The sequence below is a fragment of the Ruminococcus sp. genome (genome assembly GCF_024684275.1).
The window spans coordinates 14,879-39,617 of record NZ_JAIKXF010000029.1 but is presented as its reverse complement, the minus strand read 5'-3'; the positions used below and the strand labels follow the sequence as shown (position 1 = coordinate 39,617).

General features: G+C 46.2%; 21 protein-coding genes. 10 read left to right on the top strand and 11 right to left on the bottom strand.

Annotated features, from left to right (window positions below; genetic code table 11):
- Positions 1 to 436: 436 nt before the first annotated feature.
- Together K5677_RS03700 and K5677_RS03695 are read left to right on the top strand one after the other, a co-directional pair.
- Complete coding sequence (locus tag K5677_RS03700) at positions 437 to 1,165, top strand: ATP-binding cassette domain-containing protein (RefSeq protein ID WP_296724809.1); 729 nt, start codon at positions 437 to 439, stop codon at positions 1,163 to 1,165.
- An 11-nt stretch (positions 1,166 to 1,176) separates the two neighbouring features.
- On the top strand, positions 1,177 to 2,103 hold the full coding sequence (locus K5677_RS03695) for a SufD family Fe-S cluster assembly protein (RefSeq protein WP_296724806.1): 927 nt from the start codon (positions 1,177 to 1,179) through the stop codon (positions 2,101 to 2,103).
- Positions 2,104 to 2,226: 123 nt separating this feature from the next.
- Here K5677_RS03695 and K5677_RS03690 read toward each other — a convergent pair whose 3' ends face one another.
- The 3 genes from K5677_RS03690 to K5677_RS03680 all read right to left on the bottom strand — a co-directional run bounded on the left by K5677_RS03690 (position 2,227) and on the right by K5677_RS03680 (position 4,225).
- Positions 2,227 to 3,108 (bottom strand): DegV family protein, encoded by an 882-nt coding sequence (locus K5677_RS03690; protein WP_296724804.1) that lies wholly within the window; start codon positions 3,106 to 3,108, stop codon positions 2,227 to 2,229.
- A 216-nt stretch (positions 3,109 to 3,324) separates the two neighbouring features.
- Positions 3,325 to 3,840 carry a putative ABC transporter permease gene (locus K5677_RS03685; RefSeq protein WP_296724801.1) on the bottom strand — a complete coding sequence of 172 codons (516 nt, stop codon included), beginning with the start codon at positions 3,838 to 3,840 and terminating at the stop codon, positions 3,325 to 3,327.
- Positions 3,841 to 3,865: 25 nt separating this feature from the next.
- Complete coding sequence (locus K5677_RS03680) at positions 3,866 to 4,225, bottom strand: YccF domain-containing protein (protein ID WP_296724799.1); 360 nt, start codon at positions 4,223 to 4,225, stop codon at positions 3,866 to 3,868.
- Between the two features lie 547 nt (positions 4,226 to 4,772).
- Here K5677_RS03680 and K5677_RS03675 point away from each other — a divergent pair.
- On the top strand, positions 4,773 to 6,206 hold the full coding sequence (locus K5677_RS03675; protein WP_296724798.1) for an efflux RND transporter periplasmic adaptor subunit: 1,434 nt from the start codon (positions 4,773 to 4,775) through the stop codon (positions 6,204 to 6,206).
- A 107-nt stretch (positions 6,207 to 6,313) separates the two neighbouring features.
- Here the strand turns inward: K5677_RS03675 and K5677_RS03670 are convergent, their stop codons facing one another.
- Positions 6,314 to 7,609: a hypothetical protein gene (locus tag K5677_RS03670; RefSeq protein ID WP_296724795.1), complete on the bottom strand. Its 1,296-nt coding sequence runs from the start codon at positions 7,607 to 7,609 to the stop codon at positions 6,314 to 6,316.
- Between the two features lie 201 nt (positions 7,610 to 7,810).
- Between K5677_RS03670 and K5677_RS03665 the strand changes: the two genes are divergently transcribed.
- Genes K5677_RS03665 through K5677_RS03645 form a run of 5 tightly spaced genes read left to right on the top strand, consistent with a single transcriptional unit; the run spans position 7,811 to position 14,460 of the window.
- Positions 7,811 to 10,228 carry an ABC transporter permease gene (locus tag K5677_RS03665; protein WP_296724792.1) on the top strand — a complete coding sequence of 806 codons (2,418 nt, stop codon included), beginning with the start codon at positions 7,811 to 7,813 and terminating at the stop codon, positions 10,226 to 10,228.
- A 13-nt stretch (positions 10,229 to 10,241) separates the two neighbouring features.
- Complete coding sequence (locus K5677_RS03660; RefSeq protein WP_296724790.1) at positions 10,242 to 11,000, top strand: ABC transporter ATP-binding protein; 759 nt, start codon at positions 10,242 to 10,244, stop codon at positions 10,998 to 11,000.
- Between the two features lie 10 nt (positions 11,001 to 11,010).
- Entirely contained in the window at positions 11,011 to 12,456 is a 1,446-nt protein-coding gene (locus tag K5677_RS03655) for a C45 family autoproteolytic acyltransferase/hydolase (protein WP_296724787.1), read from the top strand.
- Positions 12,457 to 12,481: 25 nt separating this feature from the next.
- Positions 12,482 to 13,162 carry a response regulator transcription factor gene (locus tag K5677_RS03650; RefSeq protein ID WP_296724783.1) on the top strand — a complete coding sequence of 227 codons (681 nt, stop codon included), beginning with the start codon at positions 12,482 to 12,484 and terminating at the stop codon, positions 13,160 to 13,162.
- A complete protein-coding gene (locus K5677_RS03645) occupies positions 13,159 to 14,460 on the top strand; it encodes a HAMP domain-containing sensor histidine kinase (protein WP_296724781.1) in 1,302 nt (433 codons plus the stop codon). The genes K5677_RS03650 and K5677_RS03645 overlap by 4 nt, the downstream gene beginning before the upstream one ends.
- Positions 14,461 to 14,496: 36 nt before the next feature.
- On the opposite strand, the gene K5677_RS03640 is transcribed toward K5677_RS03645, so the two are convergent.
- Positions 14,497 to 14,973, bottom strand: a complete 477-nt coding sequence (locus K5677_RS03640) for an ATP-binding protein (protein ID WP_296724773.1) — start codon at positions 14,971 to 14,973, stop codon at positions 14,497 to 14,499.
- Between the two features lie 4 nt (positions 14,974 to 14,977).
- Complete coding sequence (locus K5677_RS03635) at positions 14,978 to 15,400, bottom strand: GNAT family N-acetyltransferase (protein WP_296724771.1); 423 nt, start codon at positions 15,398 to 15,400, stop codon at positions 14,978 to 14,980.
- A 236-nt stretch (positions 15,401 to 15,636) separates the two neighbouring features.
- Here K5677_RS03635 and K5677_RS03630 point away from each other — a divergent pair, with 236 nt between their 5' ends.
- Positions 15,637 to 16,515 carry a M15 family metallopeptidase gene (locus tag K5677_RS03630; RefSeq protein WP_296724768.1) on the top strand — a complete coding sequence of 293 codons (879 nt, stop codon included), beginning with the start codon at positions 15,637 to 15,639 and terminating at the stop codon, positions 16,513 to 16,515.
- 101 nt (positions 16,516 to 16,616) lie between these two features.
- Here K5677_RS03630 and K5677_RS03625 read toward each other — a convergent pair whose 3' ends face one another.
- Positions 16,617 to 20,588, bottom strand: coding sequence for a leucine-rich repeat protein (locus tag K5677_RS03625; RefSeq protein WP_296724766.1), 3,972 nt, complete (start codon positions 20,586 to 20,588; stop codon positions 16,617 to 16,619).
- Positions 20,589 to 20,907: 319 nt separating this feature from the next.
- Here K5677_RS03625 and K5677_RS03620 point away from each other — a divergent pair, with 319 nt between their 5' ends.
- Positions 20,908 to 22,884, top strand: a complete 1,977-nt coding sequence (locus K5677_RS03620) for a serpin family protein (RefSeq protein WP_296724763.1) — start codon at positions 20,908 to 20,910, stop codon at positions 22,882 to 22,884.
- 148 nt (positions 22,885 to 23,032) lie between these two features.
- Here the strand turns inward: K5677_RS03620 and K5677_RS03615 are convergent, their stop codons facing one another.
- From K5677_RS03615 to K5677_RS03600, 4 genes are all read right to left on the bottom strand, one after another.
- Positions 23,033 to 23,719, bottom strand: a complete 687-nt coding sequence (locus K5677_RS03615) for a hypothetical protein (RefSeq protein WP_296724759.1) — start codon at positions 23,717 to 23,719, stop codon at positions 23,033 to 23,035.
- A gap of 2 nt (positions 23,720 to 23,721) precedes the next feature.
- The gene (locus tag K5677_RS03610) at positions 23,722 to 24,030 is read right to left on the bottom strand and encodes a hypothetical protein (protein ID WP_296724756.1); all 309 of its coding nucleotides are present in this window, start codon (positions 24,028 to 24,030) and stop codon (positions 23,722 to 23,724) included.
- Entirely contained in the window at positions 24,030 to 24,170 is a 141-nt protein-coding gene (locus K5677_RS03605; RefSeq protein ID WP_296724754.1) for a hypothetical protein, read from the bottom strand. Before K5677_RS03605 ends, K5677_RS03610 begins: the two co-directional genes overlap by 1 nt.
- 361 nt (positions 24,171 to 24,531) lie before the next feature.
- Positions 24,532 to 24,738: a hypothetical protein gene (locus K5677_RS03600; protein WP_296724751.1), complete on the bottom strand. Its 207-nt coding sequence runs from the start codon at positions 24,736 to 24,738 to the stop codon at positions 24,532 to 24,534.
- Position 24,739 lies beyond the last annotated feature (1 nt).

Here is a 24,739-nt window from a genome sequence, read left to right as displayed (position 1 = left end):
AATTTGGTGTCAGTAAAAAGCGTTTCCATATATACTCCCAAAAGCTGCTTTTTTCAATGCAAACACATTGAATTCTGCAAAACTTATACCAAAAGTTCATTTTCCGAAGATAAGACTTCTTATAAGCTGAAACTATAAGCTGTTAGCATTTCATAACTTGAAAATCCCTGTTTTTCGGCAAATATCGGAGCTTACCCCTGTTACACCAGTGCAACAAATCATCAGCGCTGTTGATTTGCACAGGTATCCGTGTTATAATTGATAAAGCAGTAACAAAGTCAATAAATCATAATTTATATTTGTAGGGGCGCACAATGTGCGCCCGCAAACATACACATCAATTTTGACACGGGCGAACAATGTTCGCCCCTACAATACCAATTTTTCGGGACGCCAAAGGCGTTAAATTTTGATTTACAGCGAAAGGGAGTCAAAAATGCTCGAATTAAAGAATATTACGTTCAATGCCGAGGACGAAGGTCAGAGCATTGGCATAGTACGCGACGTCAGCCTCACTGTCGAGGACAACAAATTCGTCGTTATTACAGGTCCGAACGGCGGAGGTAAGTCCACCCTCGCCAAAATAGTTGCAGGTATAATCAAAAACACCTCAGGTCAGATATTCTTCGACGGCGAGGACATCACAGAAAAGTCCATAACCGAACGTGCCCGCATGGGTATCGGCTTTGCGTTTCAGCAGCCTGTACGCTTCAAGGGCATGACCGTTATCGACCTGCTTCGTATCGCCGCAGGCAAGAACCTTTCCGTTTCCGAAGCCTGTGATTACCTCTCAGAGGTAGGTCTCTGCGCAAAGGACTACATCGACCGTGAGATAAATGCTTCACTCTCAGGCGGCGAATTGAAGCGCATCGAGATAGCTACGGTTCTCGCCCGTGACGTAAAGCTGGCGCTCTTTGACGAGCCCGAGGCAGGTATCGACCTGTGGAGCTTCAATAATCTTATCCGTATCTTTGAGAATATGCGCAAAGACCGACACGGCAGGTCCATCGTCGTTATCTCTCATCAGGAGCGTATCCTCAATATCGCTGACGAGATAGTTGTCATCGCTGACGGCAAGATTGCCAAGCAGGGCAGCAGGGATATTATCCTCCCTGAGATAACAGGCACGGAAAACGCAACTAATATCTGTCACAAAATGGCATAAGGAGGGATAATATGGCAGCTATGGACGCAGTTCAGAAAAGACTTTTTCAGGAGGTCGCCGATCTCCATAATATCCCCGAGGGAGCATATAATCTACGTGCAAACGGTGAATCTATCGGCAGAAATACTACTGCAAATATCGATATAACTTCAAAAACAGACGTCAGCGGCATTGATATACGCATCAAGGACGGAACTAAGAACGAGAGCGTTCATATCCCTGTTGTGCTCAGTCAGAGCGGTATCAAGGAGAACGTTTACAATGATTTCTATGTAGGTGAAAACTGCGATGTACTCATCGTAGCAGGCTGCGGTATCGACAACTGCGGCTCTCAGGACTCTGAGCACGACGGTATACACCGCTTCTATATCGGCAAAAATTCCCGTATCAAGTACGTCGAGAAGCACTACGGCTCCGGCGACGGCAGCGGCAAGCGTATCCTCAACCCTGTGACTGAGGTCTACATGGAGGAGGGCAGCACTATGGAAATGGAAATGGTGCAGATAAAGGGCGTTGACTCCACAGACAGAACTACTGTCGCAGAGCTTAAAGGCGACGCAAAGCTCATCGTCCGCGAAAGGCTCATGACTCACGGTAAGCAGTACGCAGGAAGTATCTATAAGGTAAGCCTTCTCGGAGACGGTTCAAGCGCAGACGTTGTTTCACGTTCAGTTGCAAGGGACGATTCCTATCAGAAGCTTGACCTCTGTATCAAAGGCGACGCCGCCTGCAGCGGTCATACCGAGTGTGATTCTATCATCATGGATAACGGCCGTATCCTCGCTGTTCCCTCTCTTGAAGCAAACAATATCGATGCAGCTCTCGTTCATGAGGCTGCTATCGGAAAGATCGCAGGCGAGCAGCTCATAAAGCTCATGACTTTAGGACTTACAGAGGCGGAAGCTGAGGAGCAGATAATCAACGGATTCCTCAAATAAGCCGTTAGCCTTTGTAGGAGACTTGTTGGCATCAGTACCTGCATATACACAAAAGTCCTCACCAGATCGGTGAGGACTTTATTTATCTGTTTATGAATAGTTAGGTAAAGTCAAACAACAGCATTAATCTATTTCCAGAGCACGGTCGGTAAGTCCGACTGCTACGCCCTGTGTTCCTGTGCCTACGTGACAGGCTATACTGCATGACAGCGGTCTGTATGTGACCTTATAGCCCTTGAACTCATTCTTGACTATGTCCACCCAGCGCTTTATCTCCTCGGCGGTCTCCATAGTACCTGCCGCACCTATGCTCAGGTGCTCCTTTGGTATACCTGCGTATTTGCTTTCCAAGTCCTTGTGAACTGCTTCGAGCATTTTCTCCTCGGCAGCTGCCATTCCGCGGACTCTCGCATAAGCGTCCAGCTTGCCGCCCTGTATCTTGAGGATAGGCTTCAGATTTAGCACTGTAGCGATAGCAGCTCCTGCGGCGGTGATACGTCCCGACTTTTTTATGAGCTTCAGAGTATTGAGAGTGATATATATATCGTTCTGGTAGGCATTTTCTTCAAGATGAGCCTTTATCTCCGCTGCTGACCTGCCGTTTTCAGCAAGGAATTTCGCGTCATATACCGCGTCCAGCAGAGTTATTGAGATACGGTGGTTGTCGATGACCTCCACCCTGCCATCATAGTCCGCAGCAAGTGCCTTTGCAGTATTGCACGAACCGCTGAGGCCGCTTGACATCGGTATATAAACCAGCTCGTCATATCCGTCGGCAAGTATCCTGTCCCACATAGCAGTAAGCGCTCCCGGGGAGGGCTGTGAGGACACTATATCCTTGTTTTCATTCAGAGCCTTGTAGAGCTGCTCGTGCTTGAGGGTGAGCTCCTCCATAAAGTCCTTTCCGTCTATGATAACAGGCATAGGCAGCACATAAACTCCGTGCTTTTCGCCTTCATCTATAGTTATGCCGCTGTTTGTATCGGTCATTACCGCAGTTCTCATAAGATACCTCATTTCATTTTCCGCTTCATTTCCGCCAGATGCGGAACATCTTTCCCATAGGGTGATTATATCATTATACCCTCATTTTGTCAATAGCGAGGCACTGCGAATACACAAAAAACGAAGCCCTGAATCATAATTTAATAATGTAGGGGCGAACAATGTTCGCCCCTACAATACCAATTTTTCGGGACGCCAAAGGCGTTAAATTTTGATTTACAGATGTTCGCTGAAGGATATAACTATGTCCGTGAGTATAGCTCCTGCCATAAAGACACCTGTACCGAGGCATACGGGCTCGGGGAGCTTCTCGCTGAGCTTTTCGGACAACGGGTGAAGCCCATAGAAATAAGCAACTGCCATGATACCGAAAATAGCACTGGATATAAGGCTCGACCTGTCAAGTATGGAGAAATACCATGTTTCATAGGTCCAGAACTGCTCGTGGAAAATGAATTCCAGAAGATATGAGGCTCCAAGCTCAAATATCGTCGTCACCACTGTCGCAAACAGGAATATGAACAGCGGACTGCGCTTTTTTCTCAGAAGGGCAAGAAGTATAAATGCTCCCACAGAATAAATGGGTATCACAGGAAGGTGGAGCATTCCGCGGTTGTCGAAATATCGGTACATTATCCATACAGTAGCGACCTCATACAGCCAGCCGACAAAGCCTGCCGCAGTAAACTCAAATACATATCGGAAGAATATCCGCGTAAAATCCTTTTTCATTTCTGCTCTTACTTTATGGATATGCTCAGTCAACTTTAGCTCCGAACGGCATGAGCGCCAGCTTTGCCAGCTTGAACATCTGCATACCGAATGGTATCCCGATTATAGTCACGCAAAGGACCGCTCCCCACGCCGCAAAGCCTGCAGCCAGCGGTATACCGCTGAATATGAGCCAGAATATATTGGCGATAAGTGAAACTGCTCCGCCGCCGTACTCAACCGTCTTGCCGAATGGAAAAAATGACAGCTTAGCCAGCTTGAAGCACTGTCTGCCAATGGGTATACCTATTATCGTAATGCACCACAGCAGTCCTGCCAGCACCCAGCTCATTCCGCTGGCAAATCCGCCGAATATGAACCATAAAATATTTCCCAAGCACCCCATAATTATCCTCTTTTCATTTAATTTGTCATTTATGATGACTTCACAGTTTATTATATCATAAAAGCAAAGAAATAGCAACAGACGCGGAGAAATATCTGTGCTTTATTCAGCTGCGACGCGAAAAAGGCTGAGGCGGCTCGCCGTTTATATCATAAAAGTTTCGGAATAGCAAGCTGCGCGGAATCAGATTTCCTGTTCTGCAATACTTTTACGCGAAAAAGGCTGCGGCGGCTCGCCGCTTATATCATAAAAGCTTAGAAATAGCAACAGACGCGAAGAAATATCTGTGCTTTATTCAGCTGCGACACGAAAAAGGATTTGCGGGCAAATCATGAAAAATATAACAAACACGAAAAGCTTAAAAAGCAATAAAAAACTCTCCATAATTCAAAATTTTTTCATACTTTAGTGAACATTCCGTCAATAAATGCAATTAAATTGTAAATTTTCTATTTATTGCTTATTTAAGGGAAAAAATCATTGACGATATGTGAAAAATATGGTATTATATAGAAGACTTAATGTCATTTCTGAAGGAGATGTTTATATGGAAAGATCGAGTAAACTACTAAAGATCCTTTTAGCAGTGCTGATAATCGCTATCATCGGCATAGCTGTGTTCTTCTTTGCAGGTCTCGCCGACGGCAAGACGAAAACTCAGGACACTGAAAAATCAAGCGGCTGCGAGTACATCAAATACCGTGATCTTGAAAAAAATGTAAGTATGACCGGATCGGTAGCCGGCAGCGACAAGGTCACAGTAAAAGGTGAAACTGACCTCAAGGTCAAAAAGCTCAGCGTAAAGGTTGGCGATAAGGTAAAAAAAGGCGACGTTCTCTGTGAATTTGATTCCTCCGATCTCAAAAAGCAGATCGAAGACATGAAGACAAAAGCTCAGAACGACGCAAAGAACGCTCATGCCGCCAACGAGAAAAAGCTCAGCGACGCAAAAAAAGCAAAAGATGATAACGTCAAAAAAGCTCAGCAAGAGATCGAAAACGCTACATCAAGACGCGATCAGGCTTATGTTGACTATAACAACATGGTAGATCAGTACAACGCTCTCATCGGCGAAGCTGACCGCGCATACGATGAAATGGTTGCAGCTACAGGCGACGATGCAAATGCAAAAAAAGCCAATTGGGAGTCTATCCTCGAAAGAGCAGGCAAAATAGGCAATGAAGCAGACGAGCTCAAAGCAAAACTCCCTGATTTTGAAAATGCTATCCCTGCGGCAAAAGCTGCTTATGCGGAGACTGTAAAAAAAGCTGACGCTGAGATCAAAAAGGCTCAGGATGCTCTCGATGCCGAGAAAACAACTGCAACTTCCGCTGACTCAAACAAGGAGCTCAAGGCTCTTCAGGACAAGATCGACCGCTGTGTCATCAAGTCCCCGAAGGACGGCGTTGTAACACAGGTAAATGCCGTTTCAGGCAAGATACCCTCATCAGCTGAACTCTTTACTATCTCAAACGCTTCAAAGTTCCTTATCTCAGGCAAGGTCGGCGAGGCTGACATCAACAAGATAAGTGAGGATATGTCTGCTGAGATCAAAACAGCTTCTACAGGCGACAAGGCAGTAAACGGCACGGTAAAGCGTATCGAAAGAAAGTCTGCATCTGGCGAAAATCAGAGTGAAGAGGGCTATACAGTAGATGTCGGCATCGACGACAGCGACAGCAAGCTTGCTATAGGAGAAACTGCAAATGTGAAGATAATTCTTGACAAGCGCGAGAACGCACTCTGCATTCCCTATGATGCCGTTATAAGCAGCAACGAAGGCGGATACTACGTATTCGTCGCTTCCAGAAACAGCAAGGGCGAATACATAATCTCAAAGCGCAAGATCGAAAAGGGCTTTGACGGAGATGATTATCTTGAGGTCACCTCAGATAATATCCATGAAAACGACCTCGTACTCACAAACCCAAGAGGCGTTTCCGACGGAGACTCACTTGATCTTACTCCGCCGGAGAAATAAGCAAAAAATATGAGCTTCCGACTTTCGGGAGCTCTTGCTTTTTATATCAAAAAAAGGCCCGAAAGCCGTTATCCATGTGCTTTCAAGCCTTTTATTCTGATGATCTGTTATTTTTTGGAAGCCTCTTTGTACTTTCCCTCGCCTACGCTCTTTACAGTGTCTGCGGTAATGTCGTTGTCCTGACCAAGAACATAATAGGACTTCTTGACCTTTTCCTTGACCTGCTTTTCGTAGTCGCTCTTATCTGTGAGCTGACCGTTCACCTTGTAGATGACCTCGGCATTTTCGTCCTGCTGCTTGCTGTTTTCTGTATTTCCGTAGCTGAACAGCTCTGAGAACTTATAATTGCCCTCTGTATCGAAGCTGTAAACGCTGCCTGCGGTATAGCTCGGGTTATCAACAAGTGAAATGAGCTCCTTGCTGTCGGGAGCAAAGCCGATAGTACCGTCTGTGCCAAATGAACCTACAGGGACTACACATCCGTTCCATGAGAATATGTCAACATACGGACCGTAGTGGTATCCGCCGGAAACAAAAAGCTCGGGGACGTCATCGCCGTTTATATCGTAAAGTGAGAAGTGATTATCGTCGTTTGCCTTCTTATATTTAAGGTAATCGTTAAGTACTGCCTCATAGCCCTTTTCCCAGCTGTCGGCGCTGCCGAGGGCTGCATCAATGGTGGCGTCGTCAAAGCCGAAATCCAAGCCCATGCTCTTGATAACGCCTGATATATAATGTGTGTATTCCTCATCGAACTTATCGTCGGTGACCGGAACGCCGTCAACCTTTGCTGCGCTGGATGAACGCTGGAACGAACCTACATTTGCCATTACACCGCTCTTGATACGGTAAAGCTGAATGTTCTGTACCTGTATATTGTCGTGCAGACGGACAGCTGTCAGAAGGCTTCTGTCCATGACGTATGAGAGCTGGTCACAGCCTGTCATCGGCTCAAACTCAGTGAAAACGCTTTGGCTGAGAGTCTTGACTAAGAATGTCTTGTCACCGTAGCCGCCGTATGATATTATTAGCTCAGGTACATGGTCGTCGTTGATGTCATAGACGGTAAAACGCGCGTCGTCACTGAATTTATCCGACTTCTTGAAGTCCTCCAGCGCAGAGCGGTATACCTTGTCCCAGCTCACGTTTGAAACTGTGCTCATATCGGTCTTTTCGCCGTTTACAAGTATTTCTGAGGGATCGCTCTCCAGATTCGGATCAGTAGGAGCGTTATTCTCAGTGGTCCCCTCCTGTGAGCCGCCGGCTGTATCAGCCTCTGTAGACACCTCCGAACCTGTATTATTACCTGAAGCAGCAGGCTGAGAAGAACTGCTGCTTGTATTTTTTGATGAACAGCCGCATAAAAGTGCGGTCATACAAAGAATAGCCATGAACCTTTTCATGCTCTTGCCTCCGTAATGAGATTATCTTGATTTTCCGATGTCTCTGTACATCGTACAATCTGATTATATCACATATCCCGCTATTTGTCATCACACTTATTGCGATTTTCGTCAATTTTTCATTTTTCTTTATTTTTTAAAGACTTTTTAAACTATGATGTGTTATCATAGTATCAGATGATCACAGCAAAGGAGATAGCCATGTTTTTTAAAATGCTGAAAAGTGACCTTAAACGCAAAAAAGGTCTGAATGTGATACTATTCATATTCATATCTGTAGCTTCGATGCTTGTTTTCTCAGGCTCAGTGCAGATATTCTCCAATTTCACCCGTGAAGCCACTGCAAAGCGGCTCTGCAAAAGCTCCGACACCCAGTTCTGGGTGCTGTCTGAGCGCTTCACCGAAGGAGATCTTGGCGACAAGGTATCCGAAGCTCTCGGAAAAGAAGAGGACGTCACTGACTGGAGCAGGACAAAGCTTGCAAGGATATCCGAGACTGCCATTGAATATCCCGATATCGACCTGCACGAGAACAGGTATATGTACATGATGAAGATACAGGGGCTCACTACCATGCCCAGAGAACATGACCTTGTATACGACCTCAATGACCGCCCGTTCTACGTGCCAAACGGCTGTATCGCCATACCTATCGAGGTGCAGTCCACACTGGGAGTAAAGGTTGGCGACAAGGTAAAGTACACAAAGGAAACGGGCGAGGTATATGAGCTTGAGATATGCTGTATATTCAAGGACAACATGGACAACGGCATTGTCAGGTACATCGTTTCTGACGCAGATTATGAGGTGCTTACCGAAAAACATATCCGCTCATACATCGTATACAATATATGCATGAAAAATGCCACTGAGGACAGGATAAGCGAGTTCAAGGAAAAAATGTACGATCAGGATATTCCCGTACTCAGCATTTCATATAACACGGGCATGAGCGACGATGTGATATTCATGGAGATAATCTCGGTATTCGTTGTAATAGTCAGTGTTTTCCTCATACTGATAATATTCATGACTATCCGCTTCACCATGATAGCCGATCTGAAGAATGAGGAAAAGGAAATAGGCATGATGAAGGCTCTGGGAGTTGATTCATTCAGCTTCCGCTGGCTGTTTGCCGCCAAGTACATCGCCTTTGCCGTGATCGGCGGCATTGTGGGAATAATCGCAGGTCTGCCAGTCGCAGGAGCCTTTATAAATATGTTTGGTCCCGACTGCATACTTCCCGAGCGCTGGCAGATGATACTCATCGGCATAATATCCGTTATTGCCATAATCATAATGATGATAGCGTTCTCACTCATCGTAATGCGCAGGATAAACAAAATATCCGTTATCGACGCCATTCACGGCGAGAACCGGGGCGAACGCTTCAGCAAGCGCTTCCCCATGTTTCTCCACAGGAGAAAGAAAATGTCCGTGCCGTTTTTCATTGCTCTTACGGATATACTCATGCGCTTCAAGCGCTACATATTCCTGCTTATATCCTATTCACTCGGAGCAGTGATAGTTCTTCTCGGCTTCAACGTAAGAAACAGCGTCATCAATCCTAAATATACCCAGTACTGGCTGTACAGCAGCTATGACTTTTCTTTTAACTTCACCTCTGAACAGTTGGATGAGATCGCCAAAGAGGAAGAAAAAACAGGTAAGGACTTTTATACCATCGTAAATCAGAAGCTTGCTGACGCAGATATACCTGCCCACGTTAATTCCATGCATACGGCCAGAGGATATATGAAGATAGACGACAAATATGAATACTTTGATGTGCTCTGGAAAAAGGGCGAGCCAGAAAAGCAGGTATACCGCAAGGGCGGAACTGCTCCGAGGCTTGCAAACGAAGCCGCAATGAGTGCCTATACCGCAGGAAAGCTTGGTATAAACGTAGGCGACGTGATAAAGGTGAGCATAAATGAGAAAAACGAAGACAGAACAGACTATGTCGAGAACGAAAGAGAGTTAGTAATAACAGGTCTGACAGACTACATGGAAAACGGCGATCCTATCATCATTATGGGCGATGAATACGATGAGGGCTTTGCACAGTGGAATTACTGCACAGGCTTAGCAATAGATGCGCCGGAAAAAGATAAGCCTGCCGTTTTAGCTCAGATGAGAGAGCTTTTCGGTGAGAAGCAGATATTGGACGGTATGCAGGCACTGAGAGAACAGGTAACCCAGTTCGACACGCTTTTCATGCTGTTTGAATACGTGGTAGGCGGAGCTATAGTGCTGATACTCATGCTGATAACCTATCTTTACATGAGCATTTTCGTAGCCGAGGAGGTACCCGAGACAGCTCTGCTCAAGAGCCTCGGATTCCGAAATATATCCATAAAGGCATGGTATCTTCTGAGAATGCTGATACTTCTTGCAGTCTCGATAGTCCTCGGCGAAATATATCTGTGGACAGCAGGCTCGGTATTCTTCGGAAGCTTCATGACACAGTATGAGGTAACAGGTATGAAGCTCTATTTCGAGCTTCCTGTAAGCTTCATAGTGATACCGCTAATAATCACAGCGGCTGTACTTTTCACAACAATAATCAACCTCAGAAACATAAAACACATCGGTATCTGGAAGATATCCGAGGAATAACGGAGGAATTCAGATGAATAAAGTCTTACAGGTAAAGGACCTGTGCAAAACATATATAATCAAGAAAAACAGCAACAATGTGCTGAGAAATATCAGCTTTGAGCTTGGCGAGGGCGAATTCGTCACCGTCATGGGCCCCAGCGGAAGCGGCAAGTCAACTCTGCTCTACACCGTCAGCGGCATGGACAATATGACCTCGGGAAAGGTGGATTTCAACGGACGTGATATAAGCTCACTAAGCAAAAAGGAAATGTCAAAGCTCCGCCTTACAGAAATGGGCTTTATCTTTCAGCAGATGTACATGATGAAAAAGCTCTGCGTGTTCGATAATATCGTACTTCCCGCCTATCAGTCGGGAATGCCGCGGAGCGAAGCCAACAAACGCGCCGAATCTCTCATGCGCAGGCTGGATATAATCGAAACTGCCGAGCATGAGGTAAACGAGGTCTCGGGCGGACAGCTCCAGCGCGCCTGCCTTTGCAGAGCTCTTATCAACGAACCAAAGGTGATATTCGCAGACGAGCCTACAGGCGCTCTCAACTCAAAGGCTGCGGCAGACGTCATGCGCGAGCTTGTGGCTGCAAACCGTGAAGGCACAAGCATAATGATGGTAACTCACAGCATAAAGGTGGCAGCCATGAGTGACAAGGTACTCTATCTCATGGACGGCGATATTCAGGGCGAGATAGAGCTTGGAAAGCTCGATGGAGAAGCAGAGCTTTCAGGCAGGGAACGCCGTCTGAGCAGCTGGCTCATGGAGCGCGGCTGGTAAGGAGCGTACTATGAAAAAGAACAGATTATTCCCCGTCCTTGCTGCTTCCGCGGTGGTATTGGCTTCAGCCGCAGGCTGCGGACGCAAGGGCTACGACAACTTCGTTTTCCCCGAGCAGGGACCGAGCACTCTCCGCCCTGTATCCGACATATATATCGACAATCACTATGAGGGCACGGCTCCTACAAAGGAAAAAGCTAACAAAACCATAAAAAGCGACGACGGGCTCTGCGTTATCGAGTGCATGGACAGCTATTTTGACGTAACTCTCGATTACGAAAAGGGCACTCCCGAACAGGTAGGCGCAGCCTACGGCAGGACTATCCCCCTTGCCTATACAGGATACGCCGAAATGTGCGAGGGCTACATCTACGAAAACATCAAGGCTGTATTCTCTCATCTCCACGGTGATTATTCGGGGATAAAGAAGCGCACCGACGCCTTTTACAATGCTCTCCCCGATGACTACAAACAGGAGCTTAACGGCTTTGCTGAGGCATTGAAGGGCGATTCCGAAGGCTTCATTGAGGACGGTATCATCAGCCGCGACGAAGCTCTGCTGATGCAGTTCATACCCGACGTTCTCAGAAATACGGCTTGCAGCGCACTCTCAGCCGACGGCAAAGCCACTGCAACAGGCGAGCGCATCACAGCACGTCTGCTGGAATGGCAGCTTGGCAGCGATAATCAGATATGCCGCGCCCATACCCTTGTACATATGAAGAACGGCGAAAAAAGCTTCACCTCTCTGTCATATCTTGGCTTTCTGACCATACTCACTGCCGTGAACAATGACGGAGTTATGCTTGGAGAGCTTGACGTGGGCAGCGGCAGTATGGTAAAATATACCTGTGAAAACAAGACCAGCTATACCTATGGCATAAGATACGCCCTTGAGAACTTTACCACTGCAAGAGAAGCGTCAGAGTACCTTGCTGCCAACGCATACAGCTATCCCTACTGTGTCAATGTTCTTGCCACAGACAAAAATGAAGCGCTTGTGGCTGAGCTCTTTACGGTTCGTGAGGACCAGCTGCCTGAACCAGGCGACGATCCCGACGAGGAGGAGATCACTATCACCGGCGCTCCTGTAGTACGCGACAGCTCTGTTGAGCTCCACAGACAGTATTCATGGGAGGACAGCAATTATATCTGCGCAGTAAACTGCTTCGTTACAAAGCAGAACCTCATGGATATATCTCAGGCGGCAAACAACCTCATCAGGTGGCAGCGCTATAAAGAACTGTTCTGCGGCAAAAAGGACATCACCCTTGACCGCTTCAAGGAGCTCATGACCTGCGAGAGCACCGACAACGACCTTGACCGCATACGCAGTGACGGACTGGTGCATATGTTTATCGCTGACTATTCCACAGAGACCATGCAGGCTGTACTTACAGGGGCAGACGGTGTAGAGGACTCACCCGAGTTCATAGACTTAGGCAGCTGGAAATGATATATTACCAAAGGATATAAAAATTATGACCGACATTCTTATTATTGAAGACGATCCCGAGCTTGGTCAGCTCGTACATGATTTCATAAAAAAAGAGGGCTTCTCGGTAAGGCTTTGCGAAACTGCCGAGGAAGCCCTTGTGCTGCTTAAAGAGGAGGAATCCCGACTGGTGCTGCTTGATGTTATGCTGCCGCGCATGAACGGCTATGAGACCTGCACCGCCATTCGCAGCAGCCGCGATATACCGATACTCATGATGAGTGCCATGACCGACGAGGACAGCAAGCTTTTAGGCTATGAGACAGGTGCTGACGACTACATCGACAAGCCATTTTCAGTCAAGGTCCTCACTGCTAAGATAAAGGCTCTTATAAAGCGTAAATCCGCAGAGACAGGGAGCAGCGCCCTCACCTGCTGCGGCATAGTCCTTGATCCTGATTCCCGTACAGTCACCCGTGAAGGCAGAGAGCTCAGGCTCAACGCAAAGGAATTTGAGCTGCTTCGCTATCTCATGGAGCACAAGGGCGAGGCTGTCAGCAAGGACGAGCTTTTCAATGCGGTATGGGGCACAGACTGCTTCACCGAGCCCAGCACAGTCAGCGTACATATCCGCTGGCTCCGCGAAAAACTTGAAAACGATCCCAATTCCCCACAGCTCATACGGACTGTGTGGAAGGTGGGCTACAAGTTCGGTGACAGCCAATGAAGAAGCTGATACACTCACTCATAATAATAGCCGTGGTATTCACGGCGCTGATAATCGGCTTCAATTCGGGCTTCAGCTCTGCCGTAAAGAATCAGCTCCGCAGCCGTAATGTTGCCGTGAACAGGATAAACCGCGAAATATCAGACGCTGCCGAAAACGGTGCTTCGCCCGATGAAACTATAGCCGAAAGGAAAGCAGAATGGAAAAAGACCTACGGCAGCAATACTCCCGAGAGCATAGTCTATATCCCTCTGAATAATAATGGCAGCGTATTCTATACAGCCGTTGACAGAAGATGTGCAGTATGCAGTATCTACGGCAGAAATAACGAGCTCTCGGGCTTTGTGCAGTACACCTATTCAGACAGTATCATTAAGCGCATAAGGCTTGCGGTAAATATCATGCTCGCCGTCTGCTTTGCCCTCATCGTTGGAGCTGTGCTGTTCATTCACTTTGCAGTATTCAAGCCCTTCCGCAGGCTTTCCGATTATCCCGAAAGGCTTGCACGGCTGCGCAATATACAGAAGCTCCCCGAGAGCAGGAGCCGATACTTCGGCAAGTATATCTGGGGCATGAATATGCTTTCGGACGTTCTTGCCGCCAGCAGTCAAAGGATACATATGCTTGAGGGACAACACCAGAAGCTGGTAAGCTCTATTGCCCACGGCGTAAAGACTCCCGTGGCGAATATACGTCTCTACACCGATGCAGTCAGGACGGGGCTTTACTCTGACAAGGGCATGACCGAAGACATAGCCGATAAGATAGACAGCAATACTGCAAAAATAGAGTCAATGGCTGCCGAGCTGATGACTGCCTCTGAGGTGACAAATGACGGCTATGACATAGAAAAGAGCCTTTTCCCTCTGTCAGAGCTTGCAGACCTTATCCGCAGTGAATATACAGACCGAATGGCGCTTCTGCGCATACCCTTTACCGTAAAGTGCGAGGGGGCTCCGATAATGGAAAGCGACAAATACGCACTGTACCGCGCTGTGAGCCAGCTTCTTGAAAATGCGCTGAAATACGGCGACGGAAGCGGCATATCCGTTGATATGATGAAGCAGGACGAGGCGTTCTGCATATCCGTACGCGACAAGGGCGGACTGCTCCCCGAAAACGAGCTGCCATACGTATTCAGAAGCTACTGGCGAGGCTCAAATGCCGCCGACAAAAGCGGCTGCGGCATAGGACTGTACGTAGTACACGAAACAGCAAAGGCTCTCGGCGGAAACGCCTATGTCAGACGCATTGATGAGACCTCGGAAATGGAATTCATGATATATATCGAACAGTAAAAAACAGCCATAAGGTTTTTCCTTATGGCTGTTTCTCTATTCTATCCATATATCCATTTCCTGTCTGTCTGGTTCTTCAAACAACGTCAGGAACTTACTGAGCAATCCGTCATCAATAAAATAAACATCGCTCCTGCCACTTACTACCTCCGCATTTCTGGAAGCTATCCGCTTTTTCCACTCATCATCGCTGACTGCGATATAATGGAATTCGCAGTCTGTTCCCTGCTGACGGAAGTACTCCCTTGCGTACTCTCGCTGCGCCTTCTTCCAGAAGCCCCAGTCAAGGATAACATTTGTGCCCGATAGGGCAATTTCCGCGGCTTTTTTATACAGATACTGCTCACAGCGGCGGACATACTCATCGTGCATATCTCCAAGCTCTCTGCCAAGTACGGCGGTCATAAGCTCGTCTATGGACAGCACCACCGCTCCCGACTCTTTTCTGAGCTTTTCTGCGTAGGTACTTTTGCCGCTGCATATTTTTCCGCAGGTCATTATAACTTTTGCCATTTAATTACCTTTCTATCACCTTAGTGAAGCCAGCTCCGCTGTGCTCATGAGGGTGAGCCTTATAGCCGCATTTAAGGTAAAACTCCTCCTTATCCTTAGCACTCATAAGCTGTAGGTACGACCACCAGCCCTCCTTGAGCTCACCTCTGATGAAATCCTCAATATGCGCAAGAAGCTCCCTGCCAATGCCCTTTCCCTGATAATAAGGAGAAACTACGAGGTCCTTCAGAAAAAATGCCATGCCGCCGTCCCCGATGAGCCGAGCCATAGCGATGATACGTCCTCCGTCCCTTACTGCAAATGTGGCGTAGCTGCCGCGGAGAGAGTTCTCCACCAGCTCACGGTCAAGACTTCCCCACCCTGCCGACTCCCACAGAGCCATGTGCTCATCGGGAGTAAGTGTGTTATGTTCAATTCTGTATTCCATATTCCGCCTCCTTTTTCCTAAGTATACCATATACGGACCGTTTTTTCAAGGCGATCATCAAAAGGTTGACAGCCTGAAAAGAATGTGCTAATATAAAGGTACAGAAAGTTTTTTGTCAAAATAAAAAAATATTTGTCGGAATGTAACACATGGCTGTCTCTGCCCGATTGTTTTTTATGACAGCAAAAAACGCGCAGTCACTCAGTGGGGTGTCTCTGCACAGAAGGAGAATAAAAATGAAAAGAATATCAAAGATAACTCTAATATTAATGGCTGCCGCTTCAATGACAGCCTGCGGCAAGGTGGGCGAGCGTTCAAGCCTCCCTATCCCGCAGCAGCCTGCAACAGCTGTCACCGAAGCAGCTACAGAAACAGCAGCAGAGGAGCTCACGACTGTCACTGATACAACGACTTCCGCAGCAGCAGAGGGCTCAGAAACTGTGACCACAACAAGCACAGAAGCAGATGTTACTGCTGCAAGCACTGCTGAGAACACCGCCGCTGCACCTGCTCAGCAGCAGAGCGCTCAGTCACAGTCATCGGCTGCCTCTGCCGACTCAAACTATGGTCCTGCACCGGTTCAGTACGATATACCGGGGCTTACCTATATAAACGGAGTTCTCATCGCCAACAAGAGCTACAGCCTCCCTGCAGACTTCAATCCTGGACTTGACTCTACCTGTTATAATCAGTTTTGCAAGCTTTCAAGCGCAGCCGCTCAGGAGGGACTTAACATCTACCTTTCGTCGGGATTCCGCTCATATAATGATCAGGCTCAGATTTACAACAACTACGTTGCCAGGGAACCAAACGGACAAGCTGCCGCAGATACATATTCCGCACGTCCGGGATACTCCGAGCACCAGACAGGACTTGCTATCGACGTAAACCAGATTGACGACAGCTTTATCGGAACTCCTGAAGCTATATGGCTTGAAAACCACTGTCACGAGTTCGGATTCATACTCCGCTATCCACAGGGCAAGCAGGACATCACAGGCTATCAGTACGAATCATGGCATATCCGCTATGTAGGAACAGACCTTGCAACTCAGATACACGCCAGCGGACTCACACTTGAGGAATACTTCGGGATAGATTCTTATTATCATTGATAAAATCAAGAGGGCGGCATTAAAGCCGCCCTCTGTTTTTCTTATGCGCATAGCGGCGTTAAACCGCCCATACTTAGCTCTGAGTTCCGAGTACATGAGGCTTATTTGTCAGATTTGATATAGTCCTTCATGTAATCAGCCATAGACTTCACTTCCTCCTTAGATGTCTGCGCGTAAGCATAATAGCTGAGGATAAACGAAGCATCTGTTGCATTCAGAGTGCCGTTTCCGTCAACATCACCTGCCGCAAGCTCCTCGGGCTTTACATCAGCGTCCTTTGTAGTCGATGCTATTGCGTAATATGAAAGGACCATCGAAGCGTCAACCGCATTGACCTCTCCGTCGCCTGATATATCACCGAGAGCGTACTTGACTGTCGGAACTGTAGTCGTTGTAGTCACAGGTGCTGTTGTTGTGGCTGTAGCAGTGCCTGTTGCTTTTGTTGCGCTTGTAGTGAGTGTAGGCTCCTCTGTTGTAGTTGATACAGGAGTTTTTTCTGTAGTAGTTGTCACCTTTGTGGTACGCTGAGTAGTTACAGTAGTAGTTGTAGTCATAGTTCCCTCAGGCATAACGTAAGCACCGTCACTGTTCAGCCATCTTACCTTGCCGTCAATAAGCTCGTTCTTGTCGCCAACGGATACTGCCTCCCAATTCTCCTTTGTATCGGGGAAGAACACATTTGCAACAGCCTCACAGCCGCTGAAAGCGCTGTTTCCGATATAGGTTATATTGTTGGGGATAGTTATATCTGTTGCCTTTGAGATGTTTGCGAAAGCATAGTTAGGTATTCTCTCGCCGCCTGTGATAGTAATGGACTTTAGTGTCTTGGGAACATATCTTGTATAACCGCTTGGACTTGCAGCCTTGTATGTTGTATCGCCTGCGTCCTCATTAAAGAGTTCGATAAGATATGCTGATGAGTTTTCCTTATTTACATCGGTGAGCTTATAGCCTGCAAAGGGAAGTGTGATAGATTCGAGAGCCTCGCACTTATTGAATATGAAAGCATTTATCTCGGCAACTCCGTCACTTATCACAGCATTTTTAAGCTTTGTACAGTCTGAGAAAACATAGGTGCCCAGAGTTGATACAGTTGAAGGTATAGTAACTTCTGTAAGAGCTTTACAGCCTGCAAATGCATAGTTTCCTATACTCTTGACGTTTGCGCCGATGTATATATCCTTCATGCCTGTACAGTTTTCAAATGCGCGCTCGCCGATAGTTGCTACCTTTTCGGTCATTACGTTTTCTTCGAGAGCAGCACAGCCCTTGAATGAAGAATTACCGAAGCTTGATACGCTGTCGGGGATAACGAATTCCTTTACGCCGCTGAAACCGTAGAATGCATAGTTAGGTATCCTGTTTCCTCCTGTAATAACGATAGTTTCCAGAGATTTCGGAACATACCTCGAATACCCGCTTGCATTCAGGGCTTTGTAGGTCTCATCACCGCAGTCGTCATTGAAAAGGTCCAAAACGTATGCGTTGGAATTCTCCTTGTTTACATCTGTAAGATTATAACCTGCAAAGGGCAGAGTCAGCTTTTCAAGAGACTTGCACTTATTGAAGATAAATGTGCCCATTTTTATGTTCTTGCCCTTTATCTCAGCTGTCTTCAGAGCAGAGCAGTCCTCAAATGCGTGTTCACCCAGTGAGACTACTGTTTCGGGAACAGTCACATCTGCAAGAGATGTACAGCCAGCGAATGCGTAACCGCCCACATCTGTGAGCTTCTTGCCGAATACAGCATTTTTCAGACCTGTACACTCTGCAAAGGCACGATTTCCGACAGCTGTTATATTGTCTGTCATAACATTCTCGGTAAGTGCTGCGCACTTCTGGAACGAGCCATTGCCGAAAGAAACAACGCTGTCGGGAATAACAAATTTCTTTACGCCGCTGAAGCCGTAGAATGCATTGTTAGGTATTCTTTCGCCGCCTGTGATAGTGATAGTTTCCAGAGACTTTGGAACATATCTTTCATATCCGCTTGCGTTCACTGATTTGTAGGTCTCATCGCCGCAGTCGTCATTGAAAAGGTCTATAATGCAGGCATTTGAGTTCTCCTTGTTTACGTCTGCAAGCTTATAGCCTGCAAACGGAAGCGTAATGCTCTCAAGTGAGACACACTTATTGAACAGCCATGCACCTATACCATTTTCTCCGCCTGCTATAACTGCATTTTTAATTCCTGTACAGGAATCAAAAGCGTGTTCGCCTATAGTAAGTACATTTTCCGGGACAGTTATATCTGTAAGACCTGTACAGCCTGAATATGCATAGTTTCCAACAGCTGTAACATTTTTGTTCATGAATATATCCTTGATACCCTGACAGTCCGTAAAAGCATAATTTCCCACAGATGTTACACTGTCAGCAATAACGAAGCTCTCAACTCCTTTATAGCCGGAAAATACACCATTCGGCAGTCTTGTACCTCCTGTTATCGTAATAGTTTTCAGCGACTTCGGAACATATCTCTCATAACCGTTAGCGTTTACGCACTTAACTGCGGCATCGCCGAAATCCTCGTTAAACAGGTCAAGGAGATAAGCTGAAGAATTCGCCTTGTTTACATCAGCAAGCTTATAGCCTGCAAACGGAAGTGTAATACTCTCAAGTGAGGCACACTTATTGAACAAGAAAGAACCGATACCGTTTTCACAGTTTTCGATAACAGCAGTTTTAAGTCCCGTACATGACTCAAAAGCGCTATTCCCTACAGAGGCAACTGTCTTTGGAAGGGTTATCTCCGTAAAGGTTTTACAGCCTGCAAAAGCTTTTTCACCTATGGATTCAAGGCTCTTGGGTATGGGAGCAGCCTTCAGTGAAGCACAGCCATTGAAAGCATATGCTCCGATAACTGTAACGGTCTCGGGCACATTTATAGTCTCAACACCTGACAAGCCCGTAAATATATGATTCGGTACAAGAGTTCCGCCCGTAACGGTGATAGTCTTGAGAGACTTAGGGATATAGCGTGTATAGTTGTGACTGCACTTTGTCTCATACATCATTTCCGCATATTTCTCATCTGTGCTGTTTTTGTCGAACAGGTCGGCAACACAGGTGCTCTGACTCATCTTTTCAGCCGAAGCAGCAGAGGTTGCCGCATACGGGAGAGTAAGGCTTTCAAGAGAAGCACACTGCTCAAAGCAGAAATCTCCGATAGTTTCAACGCCCTCGGCAATTACAGCAGTTTTAGCGGCATAACACCTTTTGAATGCACATTTGCCTATGGTCTTGACATTTGCAGGAACATTTATCTCTGTGATACCTGTACACCCCTCAAATGCACTCTCTCCCAGAGAGGTAACGCTTGATGGGATAAGGAGCTCGGTAAATGCTGCGCAGTCCCTGAATGCAGCTGAGCCTATAGTCGTTACGGAAGCAGGCAGAGTAAGCTGTCCTGCCTTTGCGGAATCTTCCTTGTCGTATGTTATCTGAGTAAGTGAAGAACAGCCGTCAAAGGCACCAGTGCCTATAGATGCAATGGTCTTTGGCATAGTTATGCCTGTCAAAGCCGTACAGCCATTGAACAGATTTGCTCTGATGTCTGTGATGCCGCCCTCAGCAGAGCCGTCATTTTCGATAACCACGCTTGTGATAGTCTCAGGTTTCTTGAAGGGATTGCCGGAGCTCTTCATGGCACCGTGACCTGTGATTATAACAGCTCCTGACGCAAAATGCTGATATGTGATATTATCGCCGAGAGTTCCTGTTACAGGGGCATCTGCGTCCTCCGCTGCAACAGTGCTGTAGGCTGCGGTCAGATTTTCTGCCGACGGGAGCTTCTTTACGTTTTCTTTGTCATGTACCTTTGCTGTCTCTTCAGCCTCAACAGAGACCGTGGACGCAGACTGAGCGTTAGCCATATCGTCTTTTTGCGCAGCGTCTGCTATTACTTCTCCGAGAGTATCTGCTGTTTGCAGCCTTGCATCATAATCGACAGTCTTGCTGCTGTCGTTTAGTTCAGTGCTCTGAACAGCTGCGGCACTCACCGCAGTACCTGGCAGAGCTGCCGATACACACATAACTGTACTGAGTGCAGCGGCAGTAAATTTTTTCAGCATTTTTCAACGCTCCTCCTTAAAAATTATTATAGGTATATTATATACTTCAATATACACATAGTCAATCGTCTTTTTGTACAAAAAGTTATGAATCAAGGTGATTATACTCCCACAAATATTCAATAAGTCAGCAATATTACTGTTTTTACAGAGAATATATGAGCTTTTGCAGTCAAAACAAATTTTAATAAGCACAATAGATCATTATTTATTGTTTTTCTGTGCAATATAGCCATTTTCCATTGACATATGCAGAATTTAGTGTTATACTGATATTATGGATAGTTTATCCAATTCATTATGGGAGGAGTAATGTACTATGGGAAAAATGAAAAAACTGTCTAAGCTTACAGCTGGATTTCTCAGCCTTGCACTGGCTGTAGGAGCTGTGGGAACATTTCCGCCGTGTGTCAGCAGAAACAGGGCTGTGGCTATCGCGGAGGGATACGCAGGTGATACTGCATACGAGATCGAGATACCTGACGCTTATATAAGCAATGTCTCTGTCTATGATGATCTGTCACAGGCTCCGGCTTTACAGCTTAGCATAATACCTAAGAAAAACGATTATTACGACTACTATTCAAAAATAGATATTATTCTTGAATCTCCTGACATCAGGGCATATGTCCGTGAGGAGCTTGACGAGGAGTTCTACGAAAAATGGAACAGCACCCTTAAATACTACGAAATGTTTGACCGTGATGACATCGTTACACTCAAGTTCACTACCTACGATAAGGAACAGGCTGACGCACTTCAGGCTGAGCTCGAAAAGCAGGGCGGCTACTGGGGAAGCTCATCACCAAGCTACGAATACAGAATGGACTTTATCTCGGGCGTAAGAGGTCTGGGTATCCATTATTACGGCGATATAAACGATGACGGAGTTGTAGACAGCTTTGACTCTATCACCTACAGAAAGCAGCTTGCAGGCAATATCGGGACCAAGCTCACAGAAGTGCAGCTGCTCAACGGCGATATAAATATGAACGACAAGATCGACGAGGAAGACCTGCAAATGGTTCAGGACTATCTGATTGGAAAGATCAAGGAATTCAACGGCGTCGGAACTATCGGCAGCATACGCCTTGACAATACTGTTGACGTAAAGGCTTCCGAGGGAAAGACTACTGACGAAGAATTTGCTTCCGCTGAAATGAAGTTCGGCGTTGATCTGCTGAAAAACAGCTTTGCTCCTACTGAGAAGGACGAGGAGAACCTGCTTATTTCGCCTATGTCTGTATCGGCTGCACTTGCTATGACAGCAAACGGAGCTGACGGCGAGACAAAGGCTGAAATGGAAAAGGTCCTCGGCAGCGGTCTTACCTTAGACCAGCTCAATGAGTATATGGCTTACTACATCAGCAAGCTTCCAAATGAGAAAAAGCAGAAGGTTTTCCTTGCAGATTCTATCTGGTTCAAGGATAAGCCCTCATTCAAGGTCTATGATGAGTTCCTTGAAAAGAATAAGAAGTTCTATAATGCAGAGCTTTATAAGGCTGTCTTTGACGATTCTACAGTCAAAGACGTAAATAGCTGGGTAAACAAGAATACTCAGGGTATGATACCATCTCTGCTTAAAAAAGGCGACCTTACGCCTACAGACGAAAAGGAAATACTGATGATGCTCATCAATACCCTTTACTTTGAGGCTGAATGGGATATACCATATAAAAGTTCAAGAGACAGCATATTTACCGATCTCAACGGTGATAAGCACCCTATACAGGCAATGTACAGTCATGAGAGATACTACTATGACCTCGGAGATGCCGATGCCTTCAAGAAGCCGTATGCAGGCGGCAAATACAGCTTCGTAGGCATAATGCCTAAGGAAAAGGATATCGTAAGCTATGTAAAAGACCTCGACGCAGAAAAGCTCTTTGAAGGGCTCAAGGAATATGAAGATCCCGAAAGTATAGAGCTCAACGTTATGATACCAAAGTTCAAGTATCAGTACAGTAAGTCACTGAGCAAGGTGCTCAAGAATATGGGTATGCCTTCTGCATTTGATCTAAAAAAGGCTGATTTTTCAAAGATAAACGACCTTTCCGTTGAGGACGCCGATCAGCTTTACATCGACAAAGTTCTCCACAAGACCAAGATAGAGGTGACAGAAAAGGGCACAAAGGCAGCTGCGGTAACAGCTGTTATGATGGCAGCAGGCGCCAGTATGCCTATACCAAAGAAGGAGATCAATATTTATCTTGATAAGCCTTTCGTCTATATGATAGTTGACGAGAACAACGTTCCGCTGTTTATAGGCGCAGCTACTCAGTTAGAGGAAAAGTAAGCAATATTATAACGTCCCGAAAAAGGGAGTCCCCTCCGGCGGATCTCAGGTTATATTTACGAGACTATTTTTCAGGCTCGGTAACCATATTTTCCGCTGAAGGGAGCTGCCTGAATTCGGGACGTTATTGTTTTTTAACGCGGTATTATCACTCGTCAAGTACAAAGACAGAGCCGCTCATGCGGTATGGCTTATCGTTCAGAATTACATCGCTGAAATACCACGAGGACACATTCGAACAAAGAGACTGATAGACGTCCTTTGTGATATATACAGAAGCAGGACTGAAAAATGGTATGATATTGGTGTTTTTGGCATTGACGTTAGCGTTTGCATTCTGTGCTGCTATATCAGTTGCTTGCATAACATCACCGGCAAGCAGCATACACTTATTTGTACCTGATGTCGAGTTTGAGCCAAGATATACCAGCACCGTTTCTTCTTCCTCTGTAATGGTATTCACTCCACGGCAGATGATGTACTTATCGCAGAGATTAGCTGAAACAATATTTGGGCTATCGCTGACTCTCCATACACTAAGTATCAGGGTATCCTCCCCCACTCTCTCAGCCTTAATAAGAAGCTTTGCAGCTGTACTTGACGGACCTGCGATATGGTAACTACTTGAGCCAAATCTAACAGCTATAGTAGTAAAATTGGAATTGCCGTTATATACCATCAATCCAAAATTATCTTCAACATGAAGCTTGAACATTGTTCCGTCATAGACAGTCGAAATATCCGCCCAATCCCATAAATCTGTCACATCGGATACAATGTCCGAGTACCGGCTTGATGAATTTGCGTAAGCCTTATCTAAAACTACTGTTGACATTTTTATTCCTCCTCAATGATACCTGTGAGCATACTCACGTAATTATTTGAAACGGCGGACATTTTTCCTGCGGTAAAAGCCGGTCCGCCAAGCTCGGCTTCTCCGATATACTGTTTTACCTTGCCTTTTTCATCATAGACAAAGTAGACCTTGTCAGCGTCCTTTTCGGAAAGAGAATCAAAGTCCTCCTTGCTTATCTGCTCAAAGGACAGACCGTTGAGGCGCTGCTCCGAAAAAACATCGGAAAGGTCAGCCTTTGCAAGGAGCCTGTCGATTTCAGGTCCGCTGTAGGCTCCGCGATAAACTGCCATTATGTTCCCTCCTTTAATAGGTACATCTCGGTGCTGCTTGTGCAGTACCTCTTGTTTTCTGTGGTAAAATAGCACCTGCGAATACAGGCGCAGTCGGTCATCAGCCTGACCAGCTTGAATGTTTCATAAAGACCTTTCATTGATACTCCTTTCCTGAGTCAAGGGTGTGGTTTGAATATGAAGCTTTGGAAACGCTTTCATATATGCTTCCAAAAGCGCATTTTTTCAATGCAAACACGTTGAATTTCAAAAAAATAATTTTCAGCATTGTATACCTGCACAAAACACGCTGTCGATTTTTGTATCATAAAACCAAAAAACCTGTGCCGCAATTGACACAGGTTTTTATTTTATAAATCATAATTTAACGCCTTTGGCGTCCCGAAAAATTTGTATTGTAGGGGCGAACATTGTTCGCCCGTGTCAAAATTGATGTGTATGTTTGCGGGCGCACATTGTGCGCCCCTACATCATTAAATTTTGATTTATACGGGCTGATTTTTAATCTATATCATCTATATCATGTTCGGGAGCTTCCGCACTTTCCAGATTGGCTATCTCAGCGCAGAGCTTTCTTGTAGTTCCATTGTCAAATTCTATGGTAACTACTGTGTCGCCTCCCAGCGGCAGTGTATCGGTGACCGTTCCAACTCCGAAAAGTCGGTGTCGGACACGGTCGCCTTTTTTTATTTTTGTGTGGTCAAGCATG

Excerpts from the sequence above, each read along its gene's own strand:
- K5677_RS03700 (WP_296724809.1), top strand. The coding sequence starts at position 437 with ATGCTCGAATTAAAGAATATTACGTTCAATGCCGAGGACGAAGGTCAG.
- K5677_RS03695 (WP_296724806.1), top strand. The coding sequence starts at position 1,177 with ATGGCAGCTATGGACGCAGTTCAGAAAAGACTTTTTCAGGAGGTCGCC.
- K5677_RS03690 (WP_296724804.1), bottom strand. The coding sequence starts at position 3,108 with ATGAGAACTGCGGTAATGACCGATACAAACAGCGGCATAACTATAGAT.
- K5677_RS03685 (WP_296724801.1), bottom strand. The coding sequence starts at position 3,840 with ATGAAAAAGGATTTTACGCGGATATTCTTCCGATATGTATTTGAGTTT.
- K5677_RS03680 (WP_296724799.1), bottom strand. The coding sequence starts at position 4,225 with ATGGGGTGCTTGGGAAATATTTTATGGTTCATATTCGGCGGATTTGCC.
- K5677_RS03675 (WP_296724798.1), top strand. The coding sequence starts at position 4,773 with ATGGAAAGATCGAGTAAACTACTAAAGATCCTTTTAGCAGTGCTGATA.
- K5677_RS03670 (WP_296724795.1), bottom strand. The coding sequence starts at position 7,609 with ATGAAAAGGTTCATGGCTATTCTTTGTATGACCGCACTTTTATGCGGC.
- K5677_RS03665 (WP_296724792.1), top strand. The coding sequence starts at position 7,811 with ATGTTTTTTAAAATGCTGAAAAGTGACCTTAAACGCAAAAAAGGTCTG.
- K5677_RS03660 (WP_296724790.1), top strand. The coding sequence starts at position 10,242 with ATGAATAAAGTCTTACAGGTAAAGGACCTGTGCAAAACATATATAATC.
- K5677_RS03655 (WP_296724787.1), top strand. The coding sequence starts at position 11,011 with ATGAAAAAGAACAGATTATTCCCCGTCCTTGCTGCTTCCGCGGTGGTA.
- K5677_RS03650 (WP_296724783.1), top strand. The coding sequence starts at position 12,482 with ATGACCGACATTCTTATTATTGAAGACGATCCCGAGCTTGGTCAGCTC.
- K5677_RS03645 (WP_296724781.1), top strand. The coding sequence starts at position 13,159 with ATGAAGAAGCTGATACACTCACTCATAATAATAGCCGTGGTATTCACG.
- K5677_RS03640 (WP_296724773.1), bottom strand. The coding sequence starts at position 14,973 with ATGGCAAAAGTTATAATGACCTGCGGAAAAATATGCAGCGGCAAAAGT.
- K5677_RS03635 (WP_296724771.1), bottom strand. The coding sequence starts at position 15,400 with ATGGAATACAGAATTGAACATAACACACTTACTCCCGATGAGCACATG.
- K5677_RS03630 (WP_296724768.1), top strand. The coding sequence starts at position 15,637 with ATGAAAAGAATATCAAAGATAACTCTAATATTAATGGCTGCCGCTTCA.
- K5677_RS03625 (WP_296724766.1), bottom strand. The coding sequence starts at position 20,588 with ATGCTGAAAAAATTTACTGCCGCTGCACTCAGTACAGTTATGTGTGTA.
- K5677_RS03620 (WP_296724763.1), top strand. The coding sequence starts at position 20,908 with ATGGGAAAAATGAAAAAACTGTCTAAGCTTACAGCTGGATTTCTCAGC.
- K5677_RS03615 (WP_296724759.1), bottom strand. The coding sequence starts at position 23,719 with ATGTCAACAGTAGTTTTAGATAAGGCTTACGCAAATTCATCAAGCCGG.
- K5677_RS03610 (WP_296724756.1), bottom strand. The coding sequence starts at position 24,030 with ATGGCAGTTTATCGCGGAGCCTACAGCGGACCTGAAATCGACAGGCTC.
- K5677_RS03605 (WP_296724754.1), bottom strand. The coding sequence starts at position 24,170 with ATGAAAGGTCTTTATGAAACATTCAAGCTGGTCAGGCTGATGACCGAC.
- K5677_RS03600 (WP_296724751.1), bottom strand. The coding sequence starts at position 24,738 with ATGCTTGACCACACAAAAATAAAAAAAGGCGACCGTGTCCGACACCGA.